Annotated in this window: 25 protein-coding genes; 15 read left to right on the forward strand and 10 right to left on the reverse strand. The window is 69.2% G+C overall.

Going from position 1 to position 26,564, the window contains the following annotated elements; genetic code table 11:
• Positions 1–4 precede the first annotated feature (4 nt).
• From msuE to IEV96_RS15630, 3 genes are read left to right on the forward strand one after another with little or no spacing between them, the layout of a single operon-like run.
• Positions 5–577, forward strand: a complete 573-nt coding sequence (msuE, locus tag IEV96_RS15620) for an FMN reductase (protein WP_188511657.1) — start codon at positions 5–7, stop codon at positions 575–577.
• Positions 578–585: 8 nt separating this feature from the next.
• The gene (locus IEV96_RS15625; protein WP_188511658.1) at positions 586–921 is read left to right on the forward strand and encodes a rhodanese-like domain-containing protein; all 336 of its coding nucleotides are present in this window, start codon (positions 586–588) and stop codon (positions 919–921) included.
• Positions 918–2,075 (forward strand): FAD-dependent oxidoreductase, encoded by a 1,158-nt coding sequence (locus IEV96_RS15630; RefSeq protein WP_188511659.1) that lies wholly within the window; start codon positions 918–920, stop codon positions 2,073–2,075. The genes IEV96_RS15625 and IEV96_RS15630 overlap by 4 nt, the downstream gene beginning before the upstream one ends.
• Before the next feature lie 92 nt (positions 2,076–2,167).
• Here the strand turns inward: IEV96_RS15630 and IEV96_RS15635 are convergent, their stop codons facing one another.
• From IEV96_RS15635 to IEV96_RS15655, 5 genes are read right to left on the reverse strand one after another with little or no spacing between them, the layout of a single operon-like run.
• Positions 2,168–3,166, reverse strand: coding sequence for an ABC transporter substrate-binding protein (locus IEV96_RS15635; protein ID WP_188511660.1), 999 nt, complete (start codon positions 3,164–3,166; stop codon positions 2,168–2,170).
• A gap of 28 nt (positions 3,167–3,194) precedes the next feature.
• Positions 3,195–3,974, reverse strand: a complete 780-nt coding sequence (locus IEV96_RS15640; protein WP_188511661.1) for an amino acid ABC transporter ATP-binding protein — start codon at positions 3,972–3,974, stop codon at positions 3,195–3,197.
• Complete coding sequence (locus IEV96_RS15645; RefSeq protein WP_188511662.1) at positions 3,971–4,990, reverse strand: amino acid ABC transporter permease; 1,020 nt, start codon at positions 4,988–4,990, stop codon at positions 3,971–3,973. The genes IEV96_RS15640 and IEV96_RS15645 overlap by 4 nt, the downstream gene beginning before the upstream one ends.
• Complete coding sequence (locus IEV96_RS15650) at positions 4,987–5,526, reverse strand: GNAT family N-acetyltransferase (protein ID WP_188511663.1); 540 nt, start codon at positions 5,524–5,526, stop codon at positions 4,987–4,989. Before IEV96_RS15650 ends, IEV96_RS15645 begins: the two co-directional genes overlap by 4 nt.
• Entirely contained in the window at positions 5,513–6,670 is a 1,158-nt protein-coding gene (locus tag IEV96_RS15655) for an LLM class flavin-dependent oxidoreductase (protein ID WP_188511664.1), read from the reverse strand. The genes IEV96_RS15650 and IEV96_RS15655 overlap by 14 nt, the downstream gene beginning before the upstream one ends.
• A gap of 163 nt (positions 6,671–6,833) precedes the next feature.
• Here IEV96_RS15655 and IEV96_RS15660 point away from each other — a divergent pair, with 163 nt between their 5' ends.
• The 9 genes from IEV96_RS15660 to IEV96_RS15700 all read left to right on the forward strand — a co-directional run bounded on the left by IEV96_RS15660 (position 6,834) and on the right by IEV96_RS15700 (position 16,410).
• Positions 6,834–8,762: an FAD/NAD(P)-binding protein gene (locus IEV96_RS15660; protein WP_188511665.1), complete on the forward strand. Its 1,929-nt coding sequence runs from the start codon at positions 6,834–6,836 to the stop codon at positions 8,760–8,762.
• A 176-nt stretch (positions 8,763–8,938) separates the two neighbouring features.
• A complete protein-coding gene (locus IEV96_RS16855) occupies positions 8,939–9,238 on the forward strand; it encodes an ArsR/SmtB family transcription factor (RefSeq protein ID WP_373282445.1) in 300 nt (99 codons plus the stop codon).
• Positions 9,239–9,324: 86 nt separating this feature from the next.
• Positions 9,325–9,975, forward strand: coding sequence for a GntR family transcriptional regulator (locus tag IEV96_RS15670; protein ID WP_188511667.1), 651 nt, complete (start codon positions 9,325–9,327; stop codon positions 9,973–9,975).
• Positions 9,972–11,510 (forward strand): MmgE/PrpD family protein, encoded by a 1,539-nt coding sequence (locus tag IEV96_RS15675; protein WP_188511668.1) that lies wholly within the window; start codon positions 9,972–9,974, stop codon positions 11,508–11,510. The genes IEV96_RS15670 and IEV96_RS15675 overlap by 4 nt, the downstream gene beginning before the upstream one ends.
• Positions 11,510–12,415: a methylisocitrate lyase gene (gene prpB / locus IEV96_RS15680; RefSeq protein ID WP_188511669.1), complete on the forward strand. Its 906-nt coding sequence runs from the start codon at positions 11,510–11,512 to the stop codon at positions 12,413–12,415. Before IEV96_RS15675 ends, prpB begins: the two co-directional genes overlap by 1 nt.
• 37 nt (positions 12,416–12,452) lie before the next feature.
• Positions 12,453–13,577: a bifunctional 2-methylcitrate synthase/citrate synthase gene (locus IEV96_RS15685; RefSeq protein WP_188511670.1), complete on the forward strand. Its 1,125-nt coding sequence runs from the start codon at positions 12,453–12,455 to the stop codon at positions 13,575–13,577.
• Between the two features lie 92 nt (positions 13,578–13,669).
• Complete coding sequence (locus tag IEV96_RS15690) at positions 13,670–14,653, forward strand: MetQ/NlpA family ABC transporter substrate-binding protein (RefSeq protein WP_188511671.1); 984 nt, start codon at positions 13,670–13,672, stop codon at positions 14,651–14,653.
• 69 nt (positions 14,654–14,722) lie between these two features.
• The gene (locus tag IEV96_RS15695) at positions 14,723–15,751 is read left to right on the forward strand and encodes a methionine ABC transporter ATP-binding protein (protein ID WP_188511672.1); all 1,029 of its coding nucleotides are present in this window, start codon (positions 14,723–14,725) and stop codon (positions 15,749–15,751) included.
• Entirely contained in the window at positions 15,751–16,410 is a 660-nt protein-coding gene (locus IEV96_RS15700) for a methionine ABC transporter permease (RefSeq protein ID WP_188511673.1), read from the forward strand. The genes IEV96_RS15695 and IEV96_RS15700 overlap by 1 nt, the downstream gene beginning before the upstream one ends.
• A 5-nt stretch (positions 16,411–16,415) precedes the next feature.
• Here the strand turns inward: IEV96_RS15700 and IEV96_RS15705 are convergent, their stop codons facing one another.
• Positions 16,416–17,171: an MBL fold metallo-hydrolase gene (locus tag IEV96_RS15705; RefSeq protein ID WP_188511674.1), complete on the reverse strand. Its 756-nt coding sequence runs from the start codon at positions 17,169–17,171 to the stop codon at positions 16,416–16,418.
• A gap of 22 nt (positions 17,172–17,193) precedes the next feature.
• On the opposite strand from IEV96_RS15705, the gene IEV96_RS15710 reads away from it, so the two are divergent.
• Complete coding sequence (locus IEV96_RS15710; protein WP_188511675.1) at positions 17,194–19,038, forward strand: thioredoxin domain-containing protein; 1,845 nt, start codon at positions 17,194–17,196, stop codon at positions 19,036–19,038.
• Between the two features lie 6 nt (positions 19,039–19,044).
• On the opposite strand, the gene IEV96_RS15715 is transcribed toward IEV96_RS15710, so the two are convergent.
• The 4 genes from IEV96_RS15715 to IEV96_RS15730 form a co-directional block, all read right to left on the reverse strand.
• A complete protein-coding gene (locus IEV96_RS15715; RefSeq protein ID WP_188511676.1) occupies positions 19,045–19,476 on the reverse strand; it encodes a hypothetical protein in 432 nt (143 codons plus the stop codon).
• Positions 19,473–20,048, reverse strand: coding sequence for a hypothetical protein (locus IEV96_RS15720; RefSeq protein ID WP_188511677.1), 576 nt, complete (start codon positions 20,046–20,048; stop codon positions 19,473–19,475). The genes IEV96_RS15715 and IEV96_RS15720 overlap by 4 nt, the downstream gene beginning before the upstream one ends.
• A 25-nt stretch (positions 20,049–20,073) precedes the next feature.
• Entirely contained in the window at positions 20,074–22,125 is a 2,052-nt protein-coding gene (locus IEV96_RS15725; RefSeq protein WP_188511678.1) for a hypothetical protein, read from the reverse strand.
• A 135-nt stretch (positions 22,126–22,260) separates the two neighbouring features.
• The gene (locus IEV96_RS15730; RefSeq protein ID WP_229733456.1) at positions 22,261–23,931 is read right to left on the reverse strand and encodes a dolichyl-phosphate-mannose--protein mannosyltransferase; all 1,671 of its coding nucleotides are present in this window, start codon (positions 23,929–23,931) and stop codon (positions 22,261–22,263) included.
• 126 nt (positions 23,932–24,057) lie between these two features.
• Here IEV96_RS15730 and rsmI point away from each other — a divergent pair, with 126 nt between their 5' ends.
• Both rsmI and metG read left to right on the forward strand, forming a co-directional pair.
• Entirely contained in the window at positions 24,058–24,867 is an 810-nt protein-coding gene (rsmI, locus tag IEV96_RS15735; RefSeq protein WP_188511679.1) for a 16S rRNA (cytidine(1402)-2'-O)-methyltransferase, read from the forward strand.
• A 96-nt stretch (positions 24,868–24,963) separates the two neighbouring features.
• Positions 24,964–26,553: a methionine--tRNA ligase gene (gene metG, locus IEV96_RS15740; RefSeq protein WP_188511680.1), complete on the forward strand. Its 1,590-nt coding sequence runs from the start codon at positions 24,964–24,966 to the stop codon at positions 26,551–26,553.
• Positions 26,554–26,564: the final 11 nt, after the last annotated feature.

Here is a 26,564-nt window from a genome sequence, read left to right on the forward strand (position 1 = left end):
TCCAATGACTCAGCCCCTCAAAGTCGTCGCCGTCTCCGGCAGCCTCCACTCGCCGTCGAAGACCACGGCGCTCGTGCGCGAGATCTTGGCGTCGCTCGGCTCGAACATCGACATCGACGCGCACCTCATCGAGATCTCCGAGATCGGGCCGGAGTTCGCGGGCGCCCTGACCCGCGACCAGCTGCCCGCCTCGGTCGAGCAGGAGCTGTTGCGCATCGAGAGCGCCGACCTGCTCGTCGTCGCGAGCCCCGTCTACCGTGCGTCGTTCACCGGGTTGTTCAAGCACCTGTTCGACTTCGTGGGGCAGTACGCCCTCGTCGACACCCCCGTGCTGCTCGTCGCCACCGGGGGCAGCGACCGGCACGCGCTCATTCTCGAGCACCAGTTCCGGCCGCTGTTCGGCTTCTTCCAGGCGCTCACCCTGCCGATCGGCGTCTACGCCAACAATTCCGACTTCGACAACTACGCCGTGTCGTCTATCCAGCTGCACGAGCGCATCGACCTCGCCATCGCCCGTGCGCTTCCCCTGATCAACCGCAGCGTCGTCGAGACCGCCGCCATCTCCCACCAGATCTGAGGCACGGAATGAGCGAGATCGCCCCCACCAGCGCGGCCGAGGCGCGCGACCGCATCGCCAACGGCGCGTTGCTCATCGACGTGCGCAGCGACGCCGGGCGGGCCGCCACCGGCGCCATCGAGGGCGCGACCGTGGTGCTGAAAGAGGATGTCGCGGCGTTCGCCCAGACCCTCGAGGCCGACCGCGAGGTCGTGATCTTCTGCGGCACGACGGCCGGCTCGGGTCCGGTCGCCGGCTACCTCGACGCGCAGGGCTTCATCGCCGTGTCGCACGTCGACGGCGGGTACGAGGCGCTCGCGGCCACCACGCCGGTTGAGCCCGTCGAAACCCCTGTCGTCGAATGACGGGCGGCCCTTCGACAAGCTCAGGGGGCGAACGGGTCGACGTCGTCGTCATCGGCGGCGGCGCGATGGGCTCTGCCGCGGCCTGGCAGCTCGCCGGCCGCGGACGCGACGTGCTGCTGCTCGAGCGTTTCACCGCCGGGCACACCAACGGTGCCTCGCACGGTGCCTCGCGCAACTTCAACCAGGCCTACTCCGAGCCGACCTACGTGTCGATGCTCGCCGAGGCGCTTCCGCTCTGGCGCGAACTCGAGGCGGAGAGCGGCGCTGACCTGCTCGAGACCACCGGCATCGTCAACCACGGCGCCAACCCGCAGTTCGACGCCGTGCACGACGCGCTGCACGCGGCGGGCATCCCGGCCGAGTTCGTCCCGCTCGACGAGGCCGCGCGGCGTTGGCCGGGAATCCGGTTCGACGGTCGGGTGCTTCTCACGCCTCAGTCGGGACGCCTGGGCGCCGACCGCTCGGTCGCTGCGCTGCAGTCGGGCGCCGTCGCGCGCGGCGCGGTCGTGCGGCACGAGGCGCGCGTGACCGGCCTGCGGGTGCTCGGCGACGACGAGGTGCGTGTCAGCTTCGAGTCATCCGGAACCATCGAGACCGTCACCGCCCGCCGCGTCGTCGTGAGCGTCGGCGCCTGGACCTCGAAGCTCCTCGCCGGCCGCGTCGCGCACCCCGCGCTGGTCGTCACCCAGGAGCAGCCCGCGCACTTCGCCCTCGCGGACCAGCAGATCCCGGATGCGGCGTGGCCCGGGTTCAACCACGCGCCGACCCCCGGCGATCCCGCCTATGACTACTGGTACTCGGGCGTCTACGGGATGATCACGCCCGGCGAGGGGGTCAAGGCGGGATGGCACGGAGCCGGACCGGTGCTCGATCCCGACCGCCGCACCTTCGTCGCCGAGCCCGTGCAGCTCGCGGCACTGCAGCGGTACGCGCGCGAGTGGCTGCCCGGCGTCGATTCGGAGTCGTTCGTGCCGATCAGCTGCACGTACACAACGACGCCGGACTCGAACTTCGTGCTCGACCGGGTGGGGCCGGTCGTGGTCGCCGCCGGGTTCTCGGGCCACGGCTTCAAGTTCGTGCCGAGCGTCGGGCGCATCCTGGCCGACCTCGTCGACGGCGTGCCGGCTCCGGCACTGTTCGCGCTCGGCCGCTGACGCTGCTGGCACACGCGCAAATGAGCCGATTCCGGCTAGATGAGCCATCCGCGGATGACTCATTCTGCCGGAATCGGCTCATTTGGGCGCGGCTACTCGCTCTTCGGCAGGCCGGGCGGGTTGACCGTCGACTCCGCGATCGACTCCGAGGTCAGTCCCCAGCGCTCCAGCACCTCCGCGTATTCGCCGCCCTCGATCGCCGCGTTCAGCGCGATGTTCACCGACTCGATCAGCCCGTTGTCCTTCGCCGTCGCCGCCGCGATGTCGGCGGTGAGCGGCCAGCCGCCGTTGACCGTTCCGACGAGCCTGGTCTCGCCGTCGGTCGCCGCGGCGTAGGCCGAGGTCGCGTTCGGCCCGAAGTTCGCGTCGGCGCGTCCGGATTTCAGCGCCAGAGCGCCGCTCGCCGTGTCGTCGAAGTAGAGGTACTCGACCGGGTCGAGGCCTGCCGCGATGTTCTCGGCGTCCCACGCCTGCAGGATCTTCTCCTGGTTCGTGCCGGAGCCGACGATGATCTTCAACCCCGCGACATCCGCGGCCTCTTCGATCTTCTTGATCGGCGAGTCCGACTTCACGTAGAAGCCGAGCAGATCCTGGCGGTAGTTGGCGAAGTCGTAGAGCTCTTTACGCTCGTCGGTGACCGTGACGTTGGAGAGGATCAGGTCGTACTTGCCCGACTGGATGCCGAGCGGCCAGTCGGCCCACGCGGCCGGCTGGATGTTCAGCTCGAGTCCGAGGCCGTCGGCGATGAGCTGGGCGAGGTCGACCTCGTTGCCGATCAGGGTCGTGTCGTCGTCGGCGTAGAGCGCGAGCGGGGCGGCGAACGGCGAGGTCACGACGGTGAGCTTGCCCGGCTCGATCGGCTCGAAGCCGCCGGCCTCGAGCGAGGCCACCGCCTCGGGCACCGCGTCGAGGCGCACGCGGTTCTGGTCTGCCGTGAGGTTGAACTCGGTCGCCGAGCCCGCGGCGTCGGGCGTGCCCGACGCGTCGGCGTCGCCGCCCGAGCCGAGCGCGAACGCGGTGACGCTGCCGCCGACGATCGCGACCGCGGCCACCGCGGCGATGACCGCCGCCGTCTTCTTCTTGAGTGCCATGAGAGATTCCTTTGCTGTTGGTGGGGGATTAGAGGACGGTCGCGAGAAATTCGCGGGTGCGCGGATGCTGCGGATCGCCGAGCACCTCGCCGGGGGTGCCCTGCTCGAGCACCACGCCGCGGTCGATGAAGATCACGCGGTCGCTGACCTCCCGGGCGAACCCGATCTCGTGCGTCACGATCACGAGCGTCGTGCCGAGGCCGGCGAGCTCGCGGATGACGTCGAGCACCTCGCCGACGAGCTCCGGGTCGAGGGCCGAGGTCGGCTCGTCGAACAGCAGCACCTTCGGCTGCAGCGCGAGGGCCCTGGCGATCGCGACCCGCTGCTGCTGGCCGCCGGAGAGCTGCCGGGGGTAGGCGTGGGCCTTGTCGGCGAGACCCACTTTTTCGAGCAGTCCGAGCGCGAGCTCCCGTGCATCCGTCTTATTGAGTCGTTTGAGGGCGATCGGCGCCTCGACGATGTTCTCGAGCGCGGTGAGGTGCGGGAACAGGTTGAAGCTCTGGAAGACCATGCCGACCTGGGTGCGACGGCGCAGCACCGCGCGTTCCTTGAGTTCGTAGAGCTTCCCGTGGCGGTGCTCGTAGCCGATAAGCTCGCCGTCGATCGCGACCCAGCCGGCGTCGACGGTCTCGAGGTGGTTGATGGTGCGCAGCAGCGTCGACTTGCCGGAGCCGCTGGGACCCAGGATGGTCACGACCTCGCCGGGTTCGAGGGTGAGGGAGACGTCGCTGAGCACCTCGACGCCGTTGTAGCTCTTGGTCACGTTGCGGATCTCGACGTGGCCGGCGTTAGCCAGTGTGGCGGTCATGCGGCCGCTCCCGTCTTCGTCGGTTCGTCGTCGAGGCGGTTCCACTGCACGGCGACCCACGCCTTCGCGCGCTGGATCGGGGTGGGCGGCAGCACGCGGGCCGAGCCGCGCGAGTAGTAGCGCTCGACGTAGAACTGCGCGATGCTCAGCACGGTGGTGAGGATCATGTACCAGAGCACCGCCACGAGCAGAAGCGGGATCACCTGCTGGTTGCGGTTGTAGATGACCTGCGAGACGTAGAACAGCTCGGCGAGCGCGATCACCGAGATGATCGAGGTGCCCTTGAGCAGGCCGATGATCTCGTTGAACGCGTTCGGGATGATCGAGCGGGCCGCCTGGGGCAGGATGATCCGGGTGATGCGCCTGTGCTGGGGGATGCCGAGCGCGGCCGCGGCTTCGAGCTGGCCGGCGTCGACCGAGAGGATGCCTCCGCGGATGATCTCCGCGGAGTAGGCGGCCTGGTTGAGCGAGAGTCCGAGCACGGCGGCGGCGAACGCACTGACGAGCGTGACGGTCTGGGCTTCGACGAAGTAGTCCGTGGTGAACGGGACGCCGAGGCCGATCGTGGGGTAGAGGTAGCCGAGGTTGAACCAGACCAGGATCTGCACGAGCAGCGGCACCGAGCGGAAGAACCAGATGAAGCTCCACGCGAAGGCGTTCAGCAGCGGCGACTTCGAGAGCCGCATGAGGGCGAGCAGGCTGCCGACGGCGAATCCGATGGCGCCGGCGACGACGGTCAGCAGCAGCGTCATGCCGAGCCCGCGCAGGATCGCGTCGGAGAAGAAGTACTTCGCCACGGTCGGCCAGCCGTAGCCCGCGTTGGTGAAGAGCGTCCAGACGAGTTGGGCGACGACGAAGACCACGACCACGCCGAGGATCCAGCGCACCCAGTGCTTGGTGCGCACGACGGGCAGCGCGCCGAAGTCGACGCCGGCCGGTCGCTGAGCTTGTCGAAGCGGCCCTTCGACAAGCTCAGGGACCGCGGCGGGCCCAGGGACCGTTCTGATCTGCGTCATGACAGCTCCTTCTCGAAGTGGTGGATGACGATCTCCTCCGGCGGCAGCGACCGGTCGAACAGCGGCGTGTACCCCGTCGCGAGGTAGAGCCGCACGGCCTCGGGCTGCCGCGGTCCGGTGCTGAGCACCACACGGGAGAAACCGCGACGGCGGGCCTCGGCCTCGAGCTCGGCGAGAACGAGCTTCGCCAGCCCGCGCCCGCGGTGGTCGGAGTGCGTCCACATGCGCTTGACCTCGACCGTGGCCGCGTCGATCGTCATGAACGCGCCCGCCGAGACCACCCGTCCGTCGGTCTCGACCAGCAGGAACGTCCCGGCCGGAGCGCTGAACACCTCGGCCGGGTACCGGTTGATCTCGGTCGACGCCGGCTCGCCGAACAGGTTGCCGTACCGGGCGTCGTACTCGCGCTCGAGGTCGGCGAGCACGATGCGGGCCTGCGGGTCGAGGGGGGTGGCGTGGCGGAAGGTCGGTCCCTGAGCCGGTCGAAGGGGCCCTTCGACGAGCTCAGGGACCGTGAGCGCCTCAAGCCGCGTCATGGTGGGCCCGTCGCTTCAGTTCGTCGGATGACTCGGCGGCGGTCTTCGCGGCGGCGGCGTCGCGGCGCGCCACCTCCTCGCGCACGATCGGGATCACGTACCGGCCGAAGTCGATGGTGTCGTTCACGAAGTCGTAGCCGCGGGCGCTCAGGATGTCGACGCCCAGGTCGACGTAGTCGAGCAGCGCCGCGGCGACCGTCTCGGGCGTGCCCACGAGGGCGTTCGAGTTGCCGCGTCCGCCGCTGACGGCGGCCGGCTTCGTCCACAGGGCGCGGTCGTAGCGGTCGCCCTGCTCGGCGATCGAGAGCAGGCGCTGCGAGCCGGCGTTCTCGGGGTTCTTCAGGTCGCCGATGAAGCTGCTTGGCGCCGCCCCCGCCGTGCGGCGCTCAATCTTGGCCAGGATGTCGTGGGCCTTCTGCCAGGCCAGCTCTTCGGTGGCCGCGATGATGGGGCGGAACGCCACCTGGATCTTCGGGCGCTGCTCGCGGCCGGCGGCGTGGGCCGCATCCGTAATCGTTGTGATCTGCTCCGCGGTGTTCGCGAGCGGCTCGCCCCACACCGCGTAGATGTCGGCCTCCGCGGCGCCGATCGCATACGCGGCGGGGGAGGACCCGCCGAACGACACCTCGGGGCGTTGCCGGTTCGCGGCGGGCCAGATGTCGCTGACGAAGTTCTCGAAGCGGTAGTGCTCGCCGTCGAAGCTGAACGGTTCGCGGCTGGTCCACGCCTGCTTCACGATGCGGATGTACTCGCCGGTGCGGGCGTAGCGCTCGTCTTTCGTGAGGAAGTCGCCCTCCGCGGCCTGGTCGGCGGTCGACCCGCCCGTGATGAAGTGCACGTTGAGCCGGCCGTCGCTGATCTGGTCGAGCGTGGCGAAGACCTTCGCGGCGTAGGTCGGGTACGAGACGTTGGGGCGGTGGGCGAGCAGGATCTTCAGGTGGTCGAGCTTGCTGGCGATATAGGCCGCGGCCGTCGACGGGTCGGGCGAGCCGGAGTGGTAGGCGAAGAGGATGCGGTCCCAGCCGTTGTCTTCGTGGGCCCGCGCGAAGCGCAGGGTGTACGCCTTGTCGAAACTGGCGCCGGAACGCGCCTGCGTCTCGCCGCCGTCGTTGAGGCCCGCGATGCCGAGGAATTCGATGCCCATGAGTGCTCCTGCCGGTGATTCGAGCGGAGCCGGATGCCCCGCGATTTCCCGAACCTAGGTCGGCGCGAAACGGCGCGACAACAAAGCCGCTTCACACTTCGTCATCACGTCACGGGGCGTCATGTTCGTGGCCGGGGCTGGCGTTCGCGGCAACGGTTGGGGCATGTCAATCCAGCTCGCCGTGATCGGCGTCGGCCCGCGCGGTGTCGGCTTCCTCGAACGTTTAGCCGCGAATCTGCCCGAGCTGGGCGCCGGCGTTCCGCTCGTTGTGCACCTCGTCGACCCGCATCCTCCGGGAGGGGGCCGCATCTGGCGGGCGGCCCAGTCGCCCCTGCTCAAGCTCAACTCGATGGCGCGCGACGTGACGATGTTCACCGACGCGTCGTCGACGATCGAGGGTCCGGTGTGGCCGGGGCCGTCGCTGATCGAGTGGGCCGAGCGGGTGCGTTCGGGCGTGATCGACCTCGAGCTCGCCGATCCAGGCGTCGCGCACGAGCTGCAGCACCTCGCCGCCGACTCGTTTCCGACCCGCAGGCTGCAGAGCGAGTACCTCGGCTGGTTCTACCGGCGGGCGGTGGCGGCGCTGCCCGCGACCGTCGAGGTGCACGAGGCACGGTGCATCCGGGTGGATGACACGGACGACGGCCGCCAGACCGTGACGCTCGACACGGGCGCCGCACTCGACGTCGACCTCGTGTTGTACGCGCTGGGTCACACCGGGGTGAGGCCCACACCCGAACACGCCGCGCTCGCCGAGTTCGCTGTGCTGCACGACCTGCTCTACGTCGCCCCCGACTTCACCGCCGAGAGCGACACCTCGGCGATCCGGCCACACGAACCGGTGATCGTGCGCGGGATGGGCCTCGCCGCTGTCGACCTCACCGTGCTGCTCACCGAGGGGCGCGGCGGGAGGTTCGTGCCGTCGGCGTCGCTGCCGGGCCAGCTGGACTACCGGCCGAGCGCACGCGAACCGCACCTGCTGCTCGGGTCGCGGCGCGGGGTGCCTTATCACTCCAAGATCAGTTCGGCGTTGGCGGCGCCGCGCCCCGAGCCGCGGTACTTCAGCGCCGCGATCGCGCGCGAGCTGGCCGACTCGCGTCACTCGCTCGACTTCCGGGCCGACGTCTGGCCGCTGATCGCCGCCGAGTTGCAGTGGGGGTACTACCACGAGCTGTTCGTGGGCCACCCCGACCGGGTGCGGGTCGCGTGGGAGGCGTTCGTTCCGTTTCTCGACCGCTACCGCTGGGACAGCCCGCGGCTGCGCGCCGCCGTGGATGCCGCGGTTCCGAACCCGGTCGACCGCCTCGACCTTGCTGCGTTCGACCGTCCGCTCGCGGGGCTGCGGGTGGGCAGTCGCGAGGAGCTGCAGGACACGCTGCGCTACTACATCGGGCTCGACCTGCACGCGCGCAGCGCACCCGAGCACAGCGCGACGCTCGGGCTGTTCACCTCGCTGTTGTACGCGCTGTTCGACCTCGGCTCGATCGTCGATTCCCCGAAGTGGACCGCGCGCTCCCGCGCCCGCGACCTGCCGGAGTGGGGGCAGAACTTCTTCAGCTTCGTCGCGAGCGGCCCGCCCGCGCACCGCCTCGACGAGCTGCTCGCGCTGTCGCGGGCCGGCGTCGTCGAGTTCTTGGGCCCCGACCTGGTCGTGCGGGCCGATGCCTCCGGGCACTTCGCCGCGTCGTCGCCGATCGTCGACGGCGAGGTGCGCGCCCGGGTTCTGGTCGACGCCCGGCTCCCGCCGACGTCGGTGCGCACGAGCGACAGCGAGGCGTTGCGTTCGCTTATCGAATCGGGGGCCGGATGCGAGGAGGTCGTCTCCGACGCACGGTTCAGCGGATCGACGGGGCGGCTGGTGGTGCGAGCCGGCGACGCCCGCCTGGTGCGGTCCGACGGCTCGCCGCACCCCCGCCGTTTCGCAATAGGCCCGTACACGAACGCCCCGTTCGTCGGAGCCTTCTCCCGCCCCGGCACCAACGCGGTCTCCTTCCGCGAGAACGACCGCGTGGCGCGCGCGGTGCTGGAGTTGGCGGCGGCAATCTCGGCGCCGACGCTGGGAGTCGCGTTGGCAACGGAAGTGCCAGCCTGACTCGCGACCGCCATAGTTTCGATTTTGTTGTGCCACCTTTTAGTGGCATAGCGAAACCGAAGCTCCGCTTCTTCCCGCGGGCGAATCATCATCTCCCTCACACTCCGGCCCCGAGATGCCCGATCCCCGAGTGGCGGCGGCGCGAACGCGCCGTCGAGGCCGCGAGGTAGAACAAGATGGTGAACGCATTCAAGGTGCTATCCCACCCGATTCGTTTTCGCATTGTCGAGATACTCGCTTCTGGTGAACACAGATCAGGCACACTTTCGGACGCCATAACCGGCAACTACGGAGTCAGTCGGGCGGGGGTGTCGAAGCACCTAGCGATCCTCCGAAACGAAGGCTGGATTGACTACCATGGCGACGCAAGTTCGCGCTGGTACTTCCTCACTAGTGAGGTCTGGTCCAAGATCGACGTCGACGTGTCCTGGCTCAAATATCTCTGGGAACGGCGGAGCAACTACATCGGTGAGTGACTTCTGCATACAATCGCGCTCATACTTGCCGTGAAATCGTCCAAACGCGTAGCCTGTGTATACAGAGTCCGATGGCGGGAGGCAGGATGCGCGCGAGCGAACGGGCGTATTCCGCTCTGCGGGAGCAGATTCTCGACGGCCAACTCGAGCCGGGTGTCGTGCTGGCCGAGGTCGAACAGTCCACGCGGCTGGGTGTCTCCCGCACTCCGCTGCGCGAGGCCCTCGCACGGCTGAGCGCCGACGGGCTCGTGTCCGCGCACTCGGGGCGCGGGGTCGTCGTCACCGACGTCGACCTCGGCCGCATCACCGAGCTGTTCGAGGTGCGGGGCGCTCTCGAGGAACAGGCCGCCCGCCTCGCCGCCCGCCGCCGCGACCCCGCCGTGTTCGAAGCGCTGCAAAGCGAGTTTCGGCGAGCGCACGAACTGCTCGACGACGACGACGACCCCGCGCGCCACGACTACTACGGGCTCGTCGCACGACTCGACGCGGCCATCGACGAGGCGACGCAGAACCCGCTTCTCGTTGCCACGCTCGGCGGGGTGCGAACGCACGTCGCGCGCATCCGTCGTCTCTCCCACGACAACCCCGAGCGCCTGCGCGAGGCTGCCCGCGAGCACCTCGTCATCGTCGACGCGATCGTCGACGGCTCCGAATCGCTCGCCGCCCACGCCACCCAGGTGCACCTGTACCGCAGTCTCAAGAACATCCTTGGTTCGATCGAAGGGAACACCCCATGAAGCTCCACCCCGTGCGCGTCTACGCGAGCGACGAGAACCTGCCGCGCGAGCAGCAGCTGGCCTGGAAGATCGCCGAGGTCGCCGCCGACCCGGTGGCCGTCACCGACGAGGTCACCGACATGATCATCAACCGCATCATCGACAACGCCGCGGTCGCCACCGCGAGCCTCACCCGCGCCCCCGCGGTCGCCGCACGCGCCCAGGCCGAAGACCGCGCTGCCACGCCGGTTGCGCCTGTCGCAACCAGGGCCGGCAGCACCGTCTTCGGCATCGAGGGCCGCTACCAGCCCGAGTGGGCGGCCTGGGCGAACGGCGTCGCCGTGCGCGAGCTCGACTACCACGACACGTTCCTCGCGGCCGAGTACTCGCATCCGGGCGACAACATCCCGCCGATCCTCGCCGTCGCCCAGCACGCCGGACGCACCGGCGCCGAGCTTGTCCGCGCGATCGCCACGGGCTACGAGATCCAGATCGACCTCGTAAAAGCGATCAGCCTGCACGCCCACAAGATCGACCACGTCGCGCACCTCGGCCCGAGCGCCGCGGCCGGCATCGGCACCCTGCTCGGCCTGCCGGTTGAGACGATCTTCCAGGCGGTCGGCCAGGCGCTGCACACCACGACCGCCACGCGTCAGTCGCGCAAGGGCGAGATCTCCACCTGGAAGGCGCACGCCCCGGCCTTCGCCGGCAAGATGGCCGTCGAAGCGGTCGACCGTGCCATGCGCGGGCAGACCAGCCCGACCCCGATCTACGAGGGCGAGGACGGCGTCATCGCCTGGCTGCTCGACGGCAAGAGCGCCGCCTACGAGGTCCCCCTGCCCGAGAAGGGCGAGCCGAAACGCGCCATCCTCGACAGCTACACGAAGGAACACTCCGCCGAGTACCAGGCGCAGGCGTGGATCGACCTCGCGAGGGCGCTCGGAACGAAGCATCCGGCCCTAAAATCGGTCCCTGAGCTTGTCGAAGGGCCCGCGATCAAAAGCATCGTGCTGCACACCAGCCACCACACCCATTTCGTCATCGGGTCCGGGGCGAACGACCCGCAGAAGTACGACCCGACCGCCAGCCGCGAGACGCTCGACCACTCCATCCCGTACATCTTCACCGTCGCGCTGCAGGATGGCGAGTGGCACCACGAGCGCTCCTACGCCCCGGAGCGCGCCGCCCGTCCCGACACCGTCGCGCTGTGGAACAAAGTCACGACGCAGGAAGACGCCGAGTGGACGCGCCGCTACCACTCGAACGACCCGGCCGAGAAGGCGTTCGGCGGCCGCGTCGAGATCGAACTGACGGATGGCACGGTGATCGTCGACGAAATAGCCGTGGCGGATGCGCATCCGCTCGGGGCGCGCCCGTTCGCGCGTCAGCAGTACATCGCCAAGTTCCGCGCGCTCGCCGATGGCGTGCTGGACGACGCCGAGATCGAGCGCTTCCTCGAGCTCGTGCAGCGCCTGCCCGAACTCACCGCCGACGAGCTCGCCGGCCTCACCGTCACCGCCCCGGCACTGCCCGCCGGTCCGAAGGGACTCTTCTGATGCTGTACTCGACCGTCACGCCCGCCGACAAGCGCGCCGCCCTTCGCGCGGCCCTCGCGAGCGGCGAACTGCTGCGCTTCCCCGGTGCGTTCAATCCGCTCAGCGCGCGGCTCATCACCGAGAAGGGCTTCGAGGGCGTCTACATCTCGGGTGCCGTGATCAGCGCCGACCTCGGCCTGCCCGACATCGGCCTCACTACCCTCACCGAGGTCGCGGGGCGTGCCGCCCAGATCTCGCGCATGTCCGACCTGCCGTCGCTCGTCGACGCCGACACCGGTTTCGGCGAGCCGATGAACGTCGCCCGCACCGTGCAGCAACTCGAGGACGCGGGGGTCGCCGGCCTGCACATCGAGGACCAGGTGAACCCGAAGCGCTGCGGCCACCTCGACGGCAAGGCCGTGGTCGACGAGGACACGGCGATCAAGCGCATCAAGGCCGCGGTGAGCGCGCGGCGGGATGCCAACCTGTTGATCATGGCCCGGACAGACATCCGGGCGCTCGACGGCCTGAATTCCGCGATCGACCGGGCCAAGGCGCTCGTCGACGCCGGCGCCGACGCGATCTTCCCCGAGGCGATGGTCGACCTCGCCGAGTTCGAGGCGGTGCGCGCCGCGGTCGACGTGCCGATCCTCGCCAACATGACCGAGTTCGGCAAGAGCGAGCTGTTCACCAACCAGCAGCTCGCCGACGTGGGCGTCAACATCGTGATCTACCCGGTGAGCCTGTTGCGGCTCGCGATGGGCGCCGCCGAGCGCGGGCTCGACACCATCCTCGCCGAGGGCAGTCTCACCAGTCGCGTGCCCGAGATGCAGACCCGCGCCCGCCTCTACGAGCTGCTCGACTATCAGAGCTACGGCTCGTTCGACACCTCCGTTTTCAACTTCACCCTCGACGGCAATCGTTGACTAGCTTTAGCTGAAACGACATTCGCGAAGGAGCGTTATGAGCGACACAGAGATTCGCAAGGGACTGGCCGGGGTCGTCGTCGACACGACGGCGGTGTCGAAGGTGAACCCCGAGACCAACTCGCTGCTCTACCGCGGCTACCCCGTGCAGGAACTCGCCGAGAAGTGCACCTTCGAGGAGGTCGCCTACCTGCTCTGGCACGGCGAACTGCCCGACCCCGCGCAGCTGGCCGAGTTCGAGACGCTCGAGCGTTCGCTGCGCCACCTCGACACCGTGGTGAAGACCGTCATCGACGAGTTGCCGACGACCGCCCACCCGATGGACGTCGTGCGCACCGCGGTCAGCGTCATCGGAGCGAGAGACGCGGATGCCGCGGTGTCGACACCCGAGGACAACCTGCGCAAGTCGGTGGCCCTGTTCGCCCAGCTCCCCGCGATCGTCGCCTATGACCAGCGACGCCGCCGCGGAGAACACCTCGTGGAGCCGCGCGACGACCTCGGGTACTCCGCCAACTTCCTGCACATGACGTTCGGCGACGTGCCCGACCTCGTCGTGGTCGACGCGTTCGACGTGTCGATGATCCTGTACGCGGAACACTCGTTCAACGCGTCCACCTTCACCGCCCGCGTCATCACGTCGACGCTCGCCGACCTGTACTCCGCGGTCACGGGGGCCGTCGGCGCGCTCAAGGGCGCCCTGCACGGCGGCGCGAACGAGGCCGTGATGCACGTCTTCGACGAGATCCAGACCGCCGACCGCGCCGAGCAGTGGCTCGACACCGCGCTCGCCGAGAAGCGCAAGATCATGGGCTTCGGTCACCGCGTCTACAAGAACGGCGACTCACGGGTTCCGACCATGAAGGCGGCGCTCGACACACTCGTCGCCGAGTACGACCGCCCCGACCTCGGCGAACTGTACGAGGCGCTCGAGACGGCGATGGGGGAGCGCAAGAACATCAAGCCGAACCTCGACTACCCGAGCGGGCCGGCGTACCACCTGATGGGCTTCGACACCGCGACGTTCACGCCGCTGTTCGTCGCCGCCCGCGTCACCGGCTGGACGGCGCACATCATGGAGCAGCTGGAATCGAACGCGCTCATCCGGCCGCTCAGCGAATACGTGGGACCCGACGAGAGGCACGTCGCTCTGCCGGTTGAGTAGGCCCGTTTCGTTATGTGACGGCTCGAATCGCCCGCACCGGGCTTTCTTGCGAGTCTGGATACACACAGCATCCACTCTCGTAAGGAACCACCATGTCTGACCAGACGCCCCTCGTCGCCCCGCCTAAGAAGCGCGGTCGCCTGTACGCCCTGATCGCCATAGCCGTCGCGGTCGTCATCGCGATTATCGTCGCGATCACGTTCGCCGTGTCATCCGGATCCGACTCCTCCGACGCCGCCGGTTCCACCGCGGGCGACGACGCCATCACCGAGGGCCGGGGTTCGCCCGACGAGCCCGTCAAGATCGGCGTCGTCGGCGCGAGCGACCCCTACTGGGAGGTCTACAAGGAGGCCGCGGCCGACGCCGGCATCTCGGTCGAGATCGTCGACTTCACCGACTACGCGCAGCCGAACCCCGCGCTGACCGAGGGCGACCTCGACCTCAACCAGTTCCAGCACATCATCTACCTGGCCCAGTACAACGAGTCAGCCGGCCAGGACCTCACGCCCGTCGGCGCGACCGCGATCTACCCGCTCGGCCTGTACTCGACGAAGTACACCTCGCTCGACGACATCCAGGACGGCGAGACCGTCGCCGTGCCGAGCGACGCGAGCAACCTCGCCCGCGCCCTGCTCGTGCTGCAGGCCGCCGGCCTGATCGAGCTCGAAGACGGCGGTAGCCCCTTCTCCACCGTCGACGACGTGCTCGACACCTCGAAGGTCGAGGTCATCACGCTCGAGGCCGCCCTCACACCGACCTCGCTTCCCGACGTCGCCGCCGCCGTCATCAACAACGATTTCGTCGAAGACGCAAACCTGAGCTTCGAAGACGCCCTCGCCACCGACGACCCGGCCGACCCCTCCGCGCAGCCGTACATCAACATCTTCGCGGCCCGCGCCGAGGACAAGGACGACGAGGTTCTGCTCGAACTCGTCGACATCTTCCAGAAGACACAAGCCGTGACCGACGGCGTGCTCGAGGTCTCGGGCGGCACCGCGGTTCTCGCCACGACGCCGGTGAGCGAGCTCGAAGAGTCGCTCGCCACCGTGCAGGAATCGTACGCGGCAACCCAGTAACAGCGGGCGCGGAATGCCGACGGACACCGGTCCGTCGGCATTCCGTCGTTTTGCCGAGGAGGCAACAGCATGGCCATGATTGAAATCGCGGATGTCACGAAGGTGTTCCCCGCGCGCAGCAAAGGCGAGGTCCCGTCCGCTGCCCTCGACGGCGTCACCCTCGAGATCGAGAAGGGCGACGTCTTCGGCATCATCGGATACTCCGGTGCCGGCAAGAGCACGCTCGTGCGGCTCATCAACGCCCTCGAGAAGCCGACCTCGGGCACCGTCACCGTGAACGACGTCGAGGTGAGCGGGTTGCGGGAATCCCAGCTGCGCGACGTGCGCCTCGGTATCGGCATGGTGTTCCAGCAGTTCAACCTGTTCAACTCCCGCACGGTGTGGGGCAACATCGAATACCCGCTCACCGTGGCCGGCATTCCGAAGGACCAGCACCAGGCCCGTATCTCCGAGCTGCTGCACTTTGTGGGCCTCGTCGACCAGGCGCACGCCTACCCCGACCAGCTCTCCGGCGGACAGAAGCAGCGCGTCGGCATCGCCCGCGCGCTCGCGACCTCGCCCGCCATCCTCCTCGCCGACGAGGCGACGAGCGCGCTCGACCCGGAGACCACGCGCGAGGTACTGGCGCTGCTCAAACGGGTGAACGAGGAGTTCGGCGTCACCATCGTGGTCATCACGCACGAGATGGAGGTCATCCGTTCGATCGCCCACAAGGTGGCCGTGATGGAGAACGGCCGCATCGTCGAACGCGGCGACGTGTTCGACATCTTCGCGGCACCCCGGGCCGAAGCGACGAAGAGGTTCGTGTCCACCATCGTGACCTCGGTGCCGGAGGGCGCCGCGCTCGAGGGGCTTCGCGCGAGACATCCGGGTCGCATCGTCACGTTCTCTTTCGCCGACGGCGACACGTCCCAGTCGGCCGTCTTCCTCACCCTCGGCGATGCGAAGGTGGGCTTCGAGCTCGTCTACGGCGGCATCAACGAGGTGCAGGCGCGCACCTTCGGGCACCTCACGCTCGCGCTCACCGGCGGAGACGCCGCCATCGACCAGGCGCTCGAGAGAATCCGCGCCGTCGCGACCGTCACGGAGGTGAAGTGATGGACCGTCTCATCGAACTGCTGCCCAAATTCTGGGTGGCCACCGGCGAGACCCTGTACATCGTGGGCATCGCGATGCTGCTCGGCGGGCTCGCGGGGCTCGTCCTCGGGCTCGGGCTGTACGTGACGCGGCGGGGGAGCATCCTCGACAACAGGTGGGTGTTCGGCACGCTGAACTTCGTCGTCAACACCTTCCGGCCGATCCCGTTCATCATCTTCATCGCCGCGGTGCAGCCGCTCGCGCGCATCGTCGTCGGCACCGGAATCGGCAACAACGCGCTGACCTTCGGGCTGGCGCTGGCGGCGACGTTCGCGATCAGCCGCATCGTCGAGCAGAACCTGCTCACCGTGCAGCCCGGCGTGATCGAGGCGGCGCGGTCGGTGGGCGCCTCGCCGCTGCGGATCATCTTCACGATCCTGCTGCCCGAGGCGCTCGGGCCGCTGATCCTCGGCTACACGTTCATCTTCATCGCGGTCACCGACATGTCGGCCGTCGCCGGCCTGATCGGCGGAGGCGGGCTGGGTAACTTCGCTATCCAGTACGGCTACCGGCTGTTCAACCCCGAGGTGACCTGGGCTGCGGTGATCCTCATCATCGTGATCATCCAGGTGGTGCAGCTCGTCGGCAACAAGCTGGCGCGGGTGGTCATGCGGCGCTGACGGCCCTACTCGACCAGCACGACCCGTTGGCCGGGCGGGGTCGAGACCAGCAGACCGGTGTCGCCGAAGGCCGCCTCGAGCTGGGTGCGGGTCTCGCTGAAGTGCTCCCAGTGCTCGGTGTGCAACCCGACCACGTGGGTGGCGCCGAGGATGCGGGCGGCCTCGGCGGCGTCGCCCGAGGTCAGCGTCAGCTGCCCGTCGATGCTCGGCGTGCGCGCGGCGCCCGCGAAGAGCAGGGCGATGTCGAACCCGCCGAAGTGCTCCAATATCTGCTGCACGAGCGGCAGCGACGCGTTGTCGCCGCTCACGTAGACGAGCGGGGCGCCCGGCGCCTGCAGCACAAAACCGGTGACCGGCCCGACGACGGGCTCGCTGCCGGCCGGCCCGTGGAGTGCGGGCACCGCCGTGACGGTGACGTCGCCCACTCTGTACTCTTCCCACGAGTCGAGCCCGACGACCGAGCCGCCGAAGAGGTCGTTCGCCGCCTGCATCGTGCTGAGCGTGAGAACACCCGACGCGATCAGCTCGAGCCCCTCGTAGTCGAGGTTGTCGCGGTGGGCGTGGTGCGACAGCAGTATGAGGTCGACGGGCGGCAGGTCCAGCCGCGAGACCGCGGGGCCCCGCGTCTTCACGAGCGTGGTCGACCCCGGCTCGGTGTAGGTCATGGGCGGATCGAACGTGGGATCGGTGACGATGGTCAGACCCGCATACTCGAGAATCGCGGTGGGTCCGCCGACGTAGGTGATGGCTGTCTTAGGCACAAAACGAGCCTACGCTTGCGGCATGGCGAATCGACTGGCTTCGGCTGTGAGTCCGTATCTGCGTTCCCACGCAGACAACCCCGTCGACTGGTTCGAGTGGGGTGCCGAGGCCTTCGCCGAGGCGCAGCGCCGCCAGGTGCCCGTGCTCGTGTCGATCGGCTACTCGACCTGTCACTGGTGTCACGTGATGGCGCGGGAGAGCTTCAGCGACGCGGCCCTCGCCGGCTACCTGAACGACAACTTCGTGGCGATCAAGGTCGACCGCGAGGAATACCCCGACGTCGACGCCACCTACCTCGCCGCGGCGAGCGCGTTCACCTCCAACCTCGGCTGGCCCCTCAACGTGTTCGTCACCCCGGCGGGGGAGGCGTTCTTCGCGGGCACGTACTTCCCGCCCGTGCCGGTTCAGCCGCATCCGGCGTTTCGGCAGGTCCTCGAGGCGGTCACCGACGCGTTCGTCAACCGACGCGACGAGGTCGAGGGCAACGCGAACCATATCGCCACGGCGCTGCGGGCGCTCGGCGACCGCGCCCCCGGGACGCTGCCGGGGGACGAGCAGTTCGCCACGGTCGTCGCCGAACTCACCGCCTACGAGGACACCGAGTACGGCGGCTTCGGCGGTGCGCCGAAGTTCCCCGTCGCGACCGTGCTCGACCTGCTGCTCGACCGCGGGTCGGTGGGCGACTCCGGAGCCCAAGCACTCGCCGAACGCACCCTCGCGGCGATGGCGGCGTCCGACCTGCGCGACCGGGTGGAGGGCGGGTTCTTCCGCTATTCCACGATGCGCAACTGGACGGACCCGCACTACGAACGGATGCTCTACGACAACGCCCTTCTGCTCGGCGCCTACGCGCGGGTCGGCAGTCACGAGGTCGCGGAGGGCATCGCGTCGTTCCTCATCACCGTGATGCAGCAGGACGCCGGCGGTTTCGCCTCGGCGCAAGACAGCGAGAGCACGGTCGACGGCGTGCGGGTCGAGGGCGGGTACTACGCGCTCGACGCCGACGACCGCGCGGCGCAGTCGCCGCCCGCGCTCGACCGCAAGGTGCTCACCGGCTGGAACGGACTCGCGATCGAAGCGCTCGCCGCCGCAGGCAGCAGGCTCGACCAGCCGCACTGGGTCGACGCGGCCCGGCGGGCGGCGGACTTCCTGCTCGGGCAGCACGTGCTGCCCGACCGGCTCGTGCGCGCCTCGATCGACGGCACCGTGTCCGCGGCACGGGCGACTCTCGAGGACTACGGCATGTTCGCCGGCGGCCTGCTCGAACTCGCTCTGGCGACGGGAGAGGTGCGGTACGCGGTCGCGGCGCGGGAGCTGGTGGATGCGACGCTGGACGCGGCCTCAGGGGCCGTGTTCGCGGTGCCGGGTGGCGCCGACCCGGTGCTCGCCGGCCACCGCCTCGCGCTCGAGAGCGACCCGAGCGAGGGCGCCTACCCCAGCGGCATCAGCGCGATGTCCGCCGCGGCGCACACGCTGTACTCGCTCACCGCAGACACCCGCTACCTCGAGGCGGCCACCCGGGCGATGGAGTCGATCGCGCCGCTCGCTACCCCGCGCCCCATCGCGTTCGGGGCGGCTCTCGGAGTGATGAGCGGGCTGGGTTCCGCCTCGAGCCAGCTGGTCGTGGTCACCGGGCACGCCGACGACGGCACCAACGTGGCATCCGTCGCTCTGGCCTGGCAGCGTTCCGGCGCCATCGTCAGCATCGTCACCGCCGATCAGGCGCGCGCGTTCGCCGAGGCCGGGTTCGAGCTGTTCGAGGGGCGCACGACGCGCGACGGCGAATCGACGGCCTACCTCTGCCGGGACTTCGTGTGCGCCCTGCCGGTCACCGACGCGGCGAGCCTGCTGGCGCTGTTGCCGTAGGGCCGCCTACCCGCCGGCGCAGCCCGGGGTGTTCACCGGTTCGTCGCCGTAACAGGGGACGTAGTCGTCGTTCTCGACTGCAGGCTGCTGCGGGTGGATCAGCGGCGTGACGTCGATGGTCGGCACGGCGAACAGCAGCGCGGAGGGGATCACGAGCGTGCCGATCAGCAGGTATCCGACGATCGCGATCCGGCGGCGCCGCCTGATCGCGAACACGAACCCGGTCAACCCGAGGGCGATGGCGACGCCCGCGGTGATCCGGTAGGCGACCGTCTCGCTGGCGCTCGGCACCGGGCGCGGCCCGTAACCCAGCTGGAAATAGACCGACAACCACTGGTAGAACATGGCGACGACGAGGGCGAGCAGGGTCACTGCGACCAGCACGTCGACGCCGCCGGTCCAGCGCACCGGTCGCGCGGGCGCGTTCGGCTCGGTCATGAGGGCTCGGGGCGATACATCCGCACCACGAGCAGCACCCAGCCGAGGGCGAGGCAGAGCTGACCGAGCACGCCCACCGGGAAGAAGATGTGCTCGAACAGGAAGAGCAGGGAACCGAGGGTGACGAGGAGTGCCCCCGGAAGGGCACGGATGCCTCGCATCCGCACCGCGAAGCCGCCCGCGAACACGCAGGCCGCGACGAATGCGACGCTTCCGACCAGCCCGAGGCGGTCGCCGAGGTCGAAGGCGACGGGAGTGGCCTCGTGCATGCCCGCGTGTTCGAGTCCGCCGGCGCCGATGCCGGCCAGCACGTCGAGCGCCGTGTAGAACGCGGCGTAGAGGAAGCCGAGCGCGCCGGCCGTCCAGCTGAGCCACGCCCGGTGGCCGCGAACGACGGTCCAGGGCGCGAAACCGAGCAGCGGGAAGACCGCGAGGATGCCGATGTGCAGGTCGCGCCAGTAGACGGCCGAGTCGGCATTGAGGCGGGTGGGGTGCGACATGCCCACCGCGGCGAGCACGAGGGGCGGCACGGCGACGGCCAGCGACAAGAGAACTGTGCGACGGGTGGGCATGGCCCATGATCGCACGCGAACCCGGCTAAGCGTCTTGCAGGTGTCGTCGGGCGGAGGCGCGCTGCTCCGACCGGTGGAGCAGAACGTACGCGGCGAGCGCGACGACGGCGTATACGCCGAGCACAATCGCCCAGGTCGCGTACTTCGGTCCGAGGTCGGCCCAGTTGGAGGGCTTGGGCGCCACGACGAGGAAGAAGACGACGACGATCGCCGAGTACGACACGGCCCAGGAGCGCTTCGAGTGCTGCCAGATCTCGCGTCCGTCGAGGTACAGGAACGGCAGCATCGCGATGAGCATGCCGGTGAGCCCCTCGGTGGATAGCGCGGCGAGGGTGTCCTGCAGCAGGGCGCCGGAGAAGTCGGTCGGGGCGCCGCCGGTGGCCGCGATCAGCGCGCTGTAGGCGAACCACGACGTGACGGCGATCGCGACGATCAGCAGCGTGCGCAGCAGTCGGGCGTGCGAGCGCAGGGCATGCGTCGTGCCGGCGGGGAAGGTGAGGCCGAGCATCAGCCCGAACAGGAAGCCGGGCGAGAAGTCGAGCACGCGCGAGAGCACCACGCCGATCACGGTGATGACGAGCGTGAGGGGCCGCAGGTTGAGCGAGGTCGGCAACGACCAGGTGCGGTTCAGGAACCAGCCGAGCAGAAGGTAGGTTCCGTAGCTCACGATGAGCGCCGCGATGAAGCAGGCGAGCAGGAGACGAACGGATGCCGCGTCGGCACCGAATCGCGGATCGGAGAACCCCGTGATCAGTGTGGCGAGCGCGATGAGCCCGACGCCCGAGAACACCGGCCGGCGGGAGAACCAGGCGCCGATGCCGGGCGGCAACACCTGCGCGGTACGGTGCACGAGCTGGTAGCGGCGCTGGATCGTCGCCCCGAGCAACTCGCTCGGGAACGCCACCAGCACGAGGAAGACCAGGCCGGCGACGACGGACGACACGATCGCCACGGGGCTCGACAGCACCTCCCACGCCGGAGCGAGCGAGGTGCTGAGCGAGTTGGGGGCGCCGGGCCGGTCGCGGTCGACGGTCGCGGCGGCGCCGAGCGAGCGCGGCGTCGAGGTGGCGGTGGCCGTGTCATCCGTGGGCCCGCTGGCGGTCGCTGCGACCACGACCGGCTCCTCGGCGGCGATCGTGACCGGGGTCTCGGTGACGGAGGCCTCCTCGCCCGGGGCGGTGACCGCGACGACGAAGTGGTGGGCGCCGGCCTCCACGGAGAGCGGGATGATGGCGTCGAGCGAGAACGTGCCGTCGGCCGCGACCGTCGTCGAGCCGAGGGCGACCGGGGTCGAGTGCAGCTCGGCCGAGACGGTGCTGCCGGCCGGGAGTCCGCTGCTGGCGAGGGTGACCGACTGGCCGGGGCGCAGCGGGCCGGTGACGCCGGCGACGGTGAGCGTCCAGGCGAGAGGCGTTGCTTTCGCTGCCGTGAGGGAGCGCACCGTCGGCACGACGGCCGGGGGCGTCAGCGCGGGCGTCGCGGTGGGCGCCTGTGCGGGAGGCGGCGCGGCCGCGGGCGCAGCCGCCGGTTCGACGGTCGGTGCCGCGGCGGGCGTCTCGGCCGGGATCTCTGCGGGCGTTTCGCTCGGGGGCACGGCGGGTGTCTCGGCGGTCGGCTCGACCGGGGTCACGACGGGCGGCACGACCGGCTCCTCGGCGGGCGCCTCGGGCTCCGGCTCGGGTTCCGGCTCCGGCTCGGGTGCGACGCCGACCGTGTACCCGACGACGGTGCCCGTGCTGATCTCGGAGTCCACGGTCTGCTGGGCCACCACCGTGTGCGGGCCGTCGGCGATACCCGCCTCGGTTTCGCAGAACCAGACGCCCTCGGGGGTGGACTCGGTGAAGCACGCCGGCGCGCCGTCGACGAGCACCTCTACGCCGTACCCATAGGTGGCGTCGACGCCCTCGAACCGGATGAGGTCGGTCGGCGCGAGGTACGAGCCGTTCACCGGGCTCGTGACCTGGGGCGGGGGAGTGGCGGCGTAGGCGCTGCCCGCGGCGACCCCGAACGGCAGGGCGACGAGCGAGACCGCGAGGGCTGCAGCCCCGAGCCGGGCGCGGCGAGGTGTTCGACCCACGAAAGACACTCCAACCCGCCTGGCGCTGGCGCCGGCATCACGACCGTCGGCGCGACGACGGGCCACAGACAGTCTGGCCTAGCCGGGGCATCCGCTACGCTTCGTAGTCGAATTCGCTCACCCCCAGTGCGAGGGTCAGCGCCAGGTCGGCAGCCACCAGTGCGCCTGCATCCAGCGCATGTCGAGCTGCATGCCCGTCCAGAGCGGCCAGAAGAAGACGCTGATCAGGGTCGCCAGGAGAAGGAAGAGGAGGACGAACCGGATGCCCTGGTCGCGTCGCCACGCATCATCCGTTCTGCGCCCCAGAACGAGGCCGATCACGAAGACGAGCGCGAGGATCAGGTACGGCTCGAAGGCGATCGTGTAGAACTGGAACACCGTGCGCTGCAGGTAGCCGAGCCACGGCAGGTAACCCGCGGCCACGCCCATCAGGATGAGGCCGACGCGCCACTCGCGGTATCGCGCGAGGCGGTAGACGAGGTAGACGACCGCCGCCGTCGCGGCCCACCAGATGACCGGGTTGGCGAGGCCGGTGATGGATGCGCCGCACGCGTCGCTCGCGCAGCCGTTCTCGCCGAGAACCGAGGACTGCCAGTACATGCTCGTGGGGCGCACCATAAAGAGCCAGCTCAGCGGGTTGGCCTGGTAGGAATGCGGACGCATCTCGCCCACGTGGTAGGCGTAGACGCTGGCCTGGTAGTGCCACCAGCTCTGCACGTCGAGGGGGATCCAGGCGAGTGCGCCGGTCCAGGCGTTGCCGGCCTCCTCCGCCCAGTGCCGGTAGTAGCCGTTGTCGGTGGTGAACCAGCTGATCCAGCTCGTCATGTGCGCGACCGCGGCGATCGGCACGGTGAGCAGGAAGCTCACCGGGGCCTGGCGCAGCAGCGTTCCCGAGCCCCAGAAGAAGACCCCGGCGCGGCGGCGGGCGAGCGCGTCGACGACCAGCGTGTAGACGGCGAAGGCGGCGAGGAAGTAGAAGCCGCTCCACTTGACGGCCGACGCGAGTCCGAAGGCGACCCCCGCGGCCATCAGCCACGGACGCCACCACAGCGGCGGTCCCCAGTCGATTCCCTTGGCAGCATCCGTTCTCAACCGGATCCAGCGGTCGAGCCGCCGCTCGGCCCAGGCCCGGTCGAGCAGCACGGCGCCGAAGCCGAGTAGCGCGAAGAACATCAGCGAGTTGTCGAGCAGGGCGACCCGGCTCATCACGATCGCGTTGCCCTCGATGGCGAACAGGCCGCCGGCGATCACCGCGAGCAGCGTCGAGTCGAAGAGCTTCTTCGCGATGACCATCAGCAACACGACGGCGAGGATGCCGATCACGGCGGTGCTGATGCGCCAGCCGACACTGCTGTCGGGCCCGAACGCCGCCATGCCGACGCCGATGATCCACTTGCCGAGCGGCGGGTGCACGACGAACGACGGGGCGGTCTCGAAGACGTCGGTGATGCCGGCGTTGAAGCTCGTGTCGGCCTCGGGCGGCCAGGCGGCGGAGTAGCCGAGGTTCCAGAGCGTCCACGAGTCTTTGACGTAGAAGGTCTCGTCGAACACGAGGGTGGCGGGGGAGCCGAGATTCCACAGGCGGGTCACGGCCGCGACCAGCACGACCAGCGCCGGGGCACCCCAGTGGTAGAGCCGCCGGTTGCGGGCGCTCGCCATGACACGGCCGAACCAGGCGTCGATGCGGGTCGGAACGTGCGGGGCGGCCGGCACGTTCGGCACCTCGCCCGTCGTGCCCGTCGGCTCGACGAGGGCGTCGAACGCGCGGCTCGTCGCGTCGGTGCGGGTGTCGTCGGGCTGGCTCACCTCGCAATCGTACTTACTGCCCCTCGGTGCCAAATGCAGGAGATTTCACGTCGAGTCACACGTTGCAGGGGCGGGACGGGGCTCGCCGCCGAAATCTCCTGCATTTGGCACGTGGGAGACTGGGGCGTGATAATTCTCGCGGCGACCCCGATCGGCAATCTCGGCGACGCGTCGAAGCGGCTCATCGAGGCGCTGACCAACGCCGAGATCATCGCGAGCGAAGACACCCGCACCACGATCCACCTCATGCGCGCGCTCGGCATCGAGAACCGGCCGCGCCTGATCGCCCTGCACGAGCACAACGAGACGCAGAAGGCCGCCGAGATCGCCGAACTGGCCCGCGAGACCGACGTGCTCGTGCTCTCCGACGCCGGCATGCCCGCCATCAGCGATCCCGGCTTCCCACTCGTGGCCGCCGCGGCCGCCGCCGGTGTGACCGTCACCGCGCTGCCCGGACCGAGCGCCGTGCTCACCGCGCTCGCCGTCTCGGGCCTGCCCACCGACCGGTTCAGCTTCGAGGGGTTCCTGCCGCGCAAGAGCCGCGTCGCCTACTTCGCCGCGCTCGCCCGCGAGGAACGCACGATGGTCTTCTTCGAGAGCCCCAACCGGCTGGGCGACGCGCTCGCCGACATCGCGACGGCCCTCGGCGACGACCGCCGGGTCGTGGTGTGCCGCGAGCTGACGAAGCTGCACGAAGAGGTCAAGCGCGGCACGGCGCGCGAGGTCGCCGACTACTTCGCCGACGGGGCACGCGGGGAGATCTGCATCGTCGTGGAGGGCGCCGCCCCCGCGACATCCGATCTGCCCACCGGAATCGCGCAGGTCCTCAAGCTCGTCACCGAGGGCTCGCGACTCAAGGAGGCGGCCGCCGAGGTCGCCGAGCAGACCGGACTGAGCAAGCGCGACCTGTACGAGGGCGCGCTAGCCGCACGCTAGGCGCGGCATGCGGTTTCGATACGGTCGCGGAGCGACCTACTCAACCGACAGGTGAGCGGCGCGGTAACAATCGCGCCCGACCTTTAGGATGAAGTCATGGCCGCCGGTGATTCCTTTTACATTGCGACGCCCATCTTCTATGTGAACGACGTGCCGCACATCGGCCACGCGTACACCGAAGTTGCGGCCGACGTACTCGCTCGTTGGCACCGTCAGAGCGGTGACGACACCTGGCTGCTGACCGGCACCGACGAGCACGGCCAGAAGATCCTGCGCACCGCGGTCGCGAACGACACGACGCCGCAGCAGTGGGCCGACAAGCTCGTCGAGGAAGCCTGGCTTCCCCTGCTCAACACGATCAACATCCGTAACGACGACTTCATCCGCACGACGGACAAGCGCCACGAAGAAGCGGTGACGATCTTCCTGCAGAAGCTCTACGACGACGGGTTCATCTACTCGGGCGAGTACGAGGGCTACTACTGCGTCGGCTGCGAGGAGTACAAGCAGCTCGACGACCTCATGGAGACCGAGACCGGCGACTACGCCGGCCAGCTGGTCTGCAAGATCCACTCGCGCCCGATCGAGGTGCTCAAGGAGAAGAACTACTTCTTCCGCATGAGCGACTTCCAGCAGCGCCTGCTCGACCTCTACGAGCAGCGCCCCGACTTCATCCAGCCGGAGAGCGTGCGCAACGAGATCCTGCAGTTCGTCAAGCAGGGCCTGAGCGACCTGTCCATCTCACGGTCGAGCTTCGACTGGGGCATCAAGATCCCGTGGGACGACTCGCACGTGCTCTATGTCTGGTTCGACGCGCTGCTCAACTACATCACCGCCATCGGCTACGGCGTCGACGACGAGGAGTTCCAGCGCCGCTGGCCCGCGACGCAGCTCGTCGGAAAAGACATCGCGCGCTTCCACGCCGTGATCTGGCCCGCCATGCTCATGGCCGCCGGCCTCGAGCCGCCCAAGCAGGTCTTCGGCCACGGCTGGCTGCTGGTCGGCGGCGAGAAGATGTCGAAGTCGAAGCTCACCGGCATCGCCCCGAGCCAGATCACCGACACCTTCGGCGTCGACGCGTTCCGCTACTACTTCATGAGCGCGATCAACTTCGGCCAGGACGGCTCGTTCAGCTGGGAAGACCTCTCGGCGCGCTACCAGAGCGAACTGGCCAACGGCTTCGGCAACCTGGCTTCCCGCGTTATCGCCATGGTCAACCGCTACTACGACGGCCTCGTGCCGTCGCCGGGCGAGTACACGACCGACGACCTCAAGGTGCAGTCGGTCGTGAAGTCGGCGGCGGAGAATGCGGATGCCGCGATCCAGACGCTCGCCATCCATGACGCCATCTCGGCCATCTGGACCATCGTCGACGAACTGAACGGCTACATCACCATCCAGGAGCCCTGGGTGCTGGCGAAGAAGGACGAGACGCGCGAGCGCCTCGGCACCGTTCTCTACACCGCGACCGAGGGCCTGCGTTCGCTCGCCGTGCTGCTGTCGCCGGTGATCCCCGAGGCCACCGCCAAGCTCTGGAACGCCCTCGGCGCGCCCGCCGGACTCGGCGAGCTCACCGACCAGGTGATCGTCGACGCCGGACACTGGGGCCAGCTTGCCGCCGGCAGCCGGCTCGGCACGCTCGAACCCCTCTTCCCTCGCATCGAACCGAGCGAGGTCGCCGGATAGTGACAGGAGCG

This window comes from Conyzicola nivalis (assembly GCF_014639655.1).
Lineage (GTDB): Bacteria > Actinomycetota > Actinomycetes > Actinomycetales > Microbacteriaceae > Conyzicola > Conyzicola nivalis.

What these genes read in the sequence shown, in the direction of transcription:
- msuE (WP_188511657.1), top strand. Translation starts at nt 5, where the DNA reads ATGACTCAGCCCCTCAAAGTCGTCGCCGTCTCCGGCAGCCTCCACTCG.
- IEV96_RS15625 (WP_188511658.1), top strand. Translation starts at nt 586, where the DNA reads ATGAGCGAGATCGCCCCCACCAGCGCGGCCGAGGCGCGCGACCGCATC.
- IEV96_RS15630 (WP_188511659.1), top strand. Translation starts at nt 918, where the DNA reads ATGACGGGCGGCCCTTCGACAAGCTCAGGGGGCGAACGGGTCGACGTC.
- IEV96_RS15635 (WP_188511660.1), bottom strand. Translation starts at nt 3,166, where the DNA reads ATGGCACTCAAGAAGAAGACGGCGGCGGTCATCGCCGCGGTGGCCGCG.
- IEV96_RS15640 (WP_188511661.1), bottom strand. Translation starts at nt 3,974, where the DNA reads ATGACCGCCACACTGGCTAACGCCGGCCACGTCGAGATCCGCAACGTG.
- IEV96_RS15645 (WP_188511662.1), bottom strand. Translation starts at nt 4,990, where the DNA reads ATGACGCAGATCAGAACGGTCCCTGGGCCCGCCGCGGTCCCTGAGCTT.
- IEV96_RS15650 (WP_188511663.1), bottom strand. Translation starts at nt 5,526, where the DNA reads ATGACGCGGCTTGAGGCGCTCACGGTCCCTGAGCTCGTCGAAGGGCCC.
- IEV96_RS15655 (WP_188511664.1), bottom strand. Translation starts at nt 6,670, where the DNA reads ATGGGCATCGAATTCCTCGGCATCGCGGGCCTCAACGACGGCGGCGAG.
- IEV96_RS15660 (WP_188511665.1), top strand. Translation starts at nt 6,834, where the DNA reads ATGTCAATCCAGCTCGCCGTGATCGGCGTCGGCCCGCGCGGTGTCGGC.
- IEV96_RS16855 (WP_373282445.1), top strand. Translation starts at nt 8,939, where the DNA reads ATGGTGAACGCATTCAAGGTGCTATCCCACCCGATTCGTTTTCGCATT.
- IEV96_RS15670 (WP_188511667.1), top strand. Translation starts at nt 9,325, where the DNA reads ATGCGCGCGAGCGAACGGGCGTATTCCGCTCTGCGGGAGCAGATTCTC.
- IEV96_RS15675 (WP_188511668.1), top strand. Translation starts at nt 9,972, where the DNA reads ATGAAGCTCCACCCCGTGCGCGTCTACGCGAGCGACGAGAACCTGCCG.
- prpB (WP_188511669.1), top strand. Translation starts at nt 11,510, where the DNA reads ATGCTGTACTCGACCGTCACGCCCGCCGACAAGCGCGCCGCCCTTCGC.
- IEV96_RS15685 (WP_188511670.1), top strand. Translation starts at nt 12,453, where the DNA reads ATGAGCGACACAGAGATTCGCAAGGGACTGGCCGGGGTCGTCGTCGAC.
- IEV96_RS15690 (WP_188511671.1), top strand. Translation starts at nt 13,670, where the DNA reads ATGTCTGACCAGACGCCCCTCGTCGCCCCGCCTAAGAAGCGCGGTCGC.
- IEV96_RS15695 (WP_188511672.1), top strand. Translation starts at nt 14,723, where the DNA reads ATGGCCATGATTGAAATCGCGGATGTCACGAAGGTGTTCCCCGCGCGC.
- IEV96_RS15700 (WP_188511673.1), top strand. Translation starts at nt 15,751, where the DNA reads ATGGACCGTCTCATCGAACTGCTGCCCAAATTCTGGGTGGCCACCGGC.
- IEV96_RS15710 (WP_188511675.1), top strand. Translation starts at nt 17,194, where the DNA reads ATGGCGAATCGACTGGCTTCGGCTGTGAGTCCGTATCTGCGTTCCCAC.
- IEV96_RS15715 (WP_188511676.1), bottom strand. Translation starts at nt 19,476, where the DNA reads ATGACCGAGCCGAACGCGCCCGCGCGACCGGTGCGCTGGACCGGCGGC.
- IEV96_RS15720 (WP_188511677.1), bottom strand. Translation starts at nt 20,048, where the DNA reads ATGCCCACCCGTCGCACAGTTCTCTTGTCGCTGGCCGTCGCCGTGCCG.
- metG (WP_188511680.1), top strand. Translation starts at nt 24,964, where the DNA reads ATGGCCGCCGGTGATTCCTTTTACATTGCGACGCCCATCTTCTATGTG.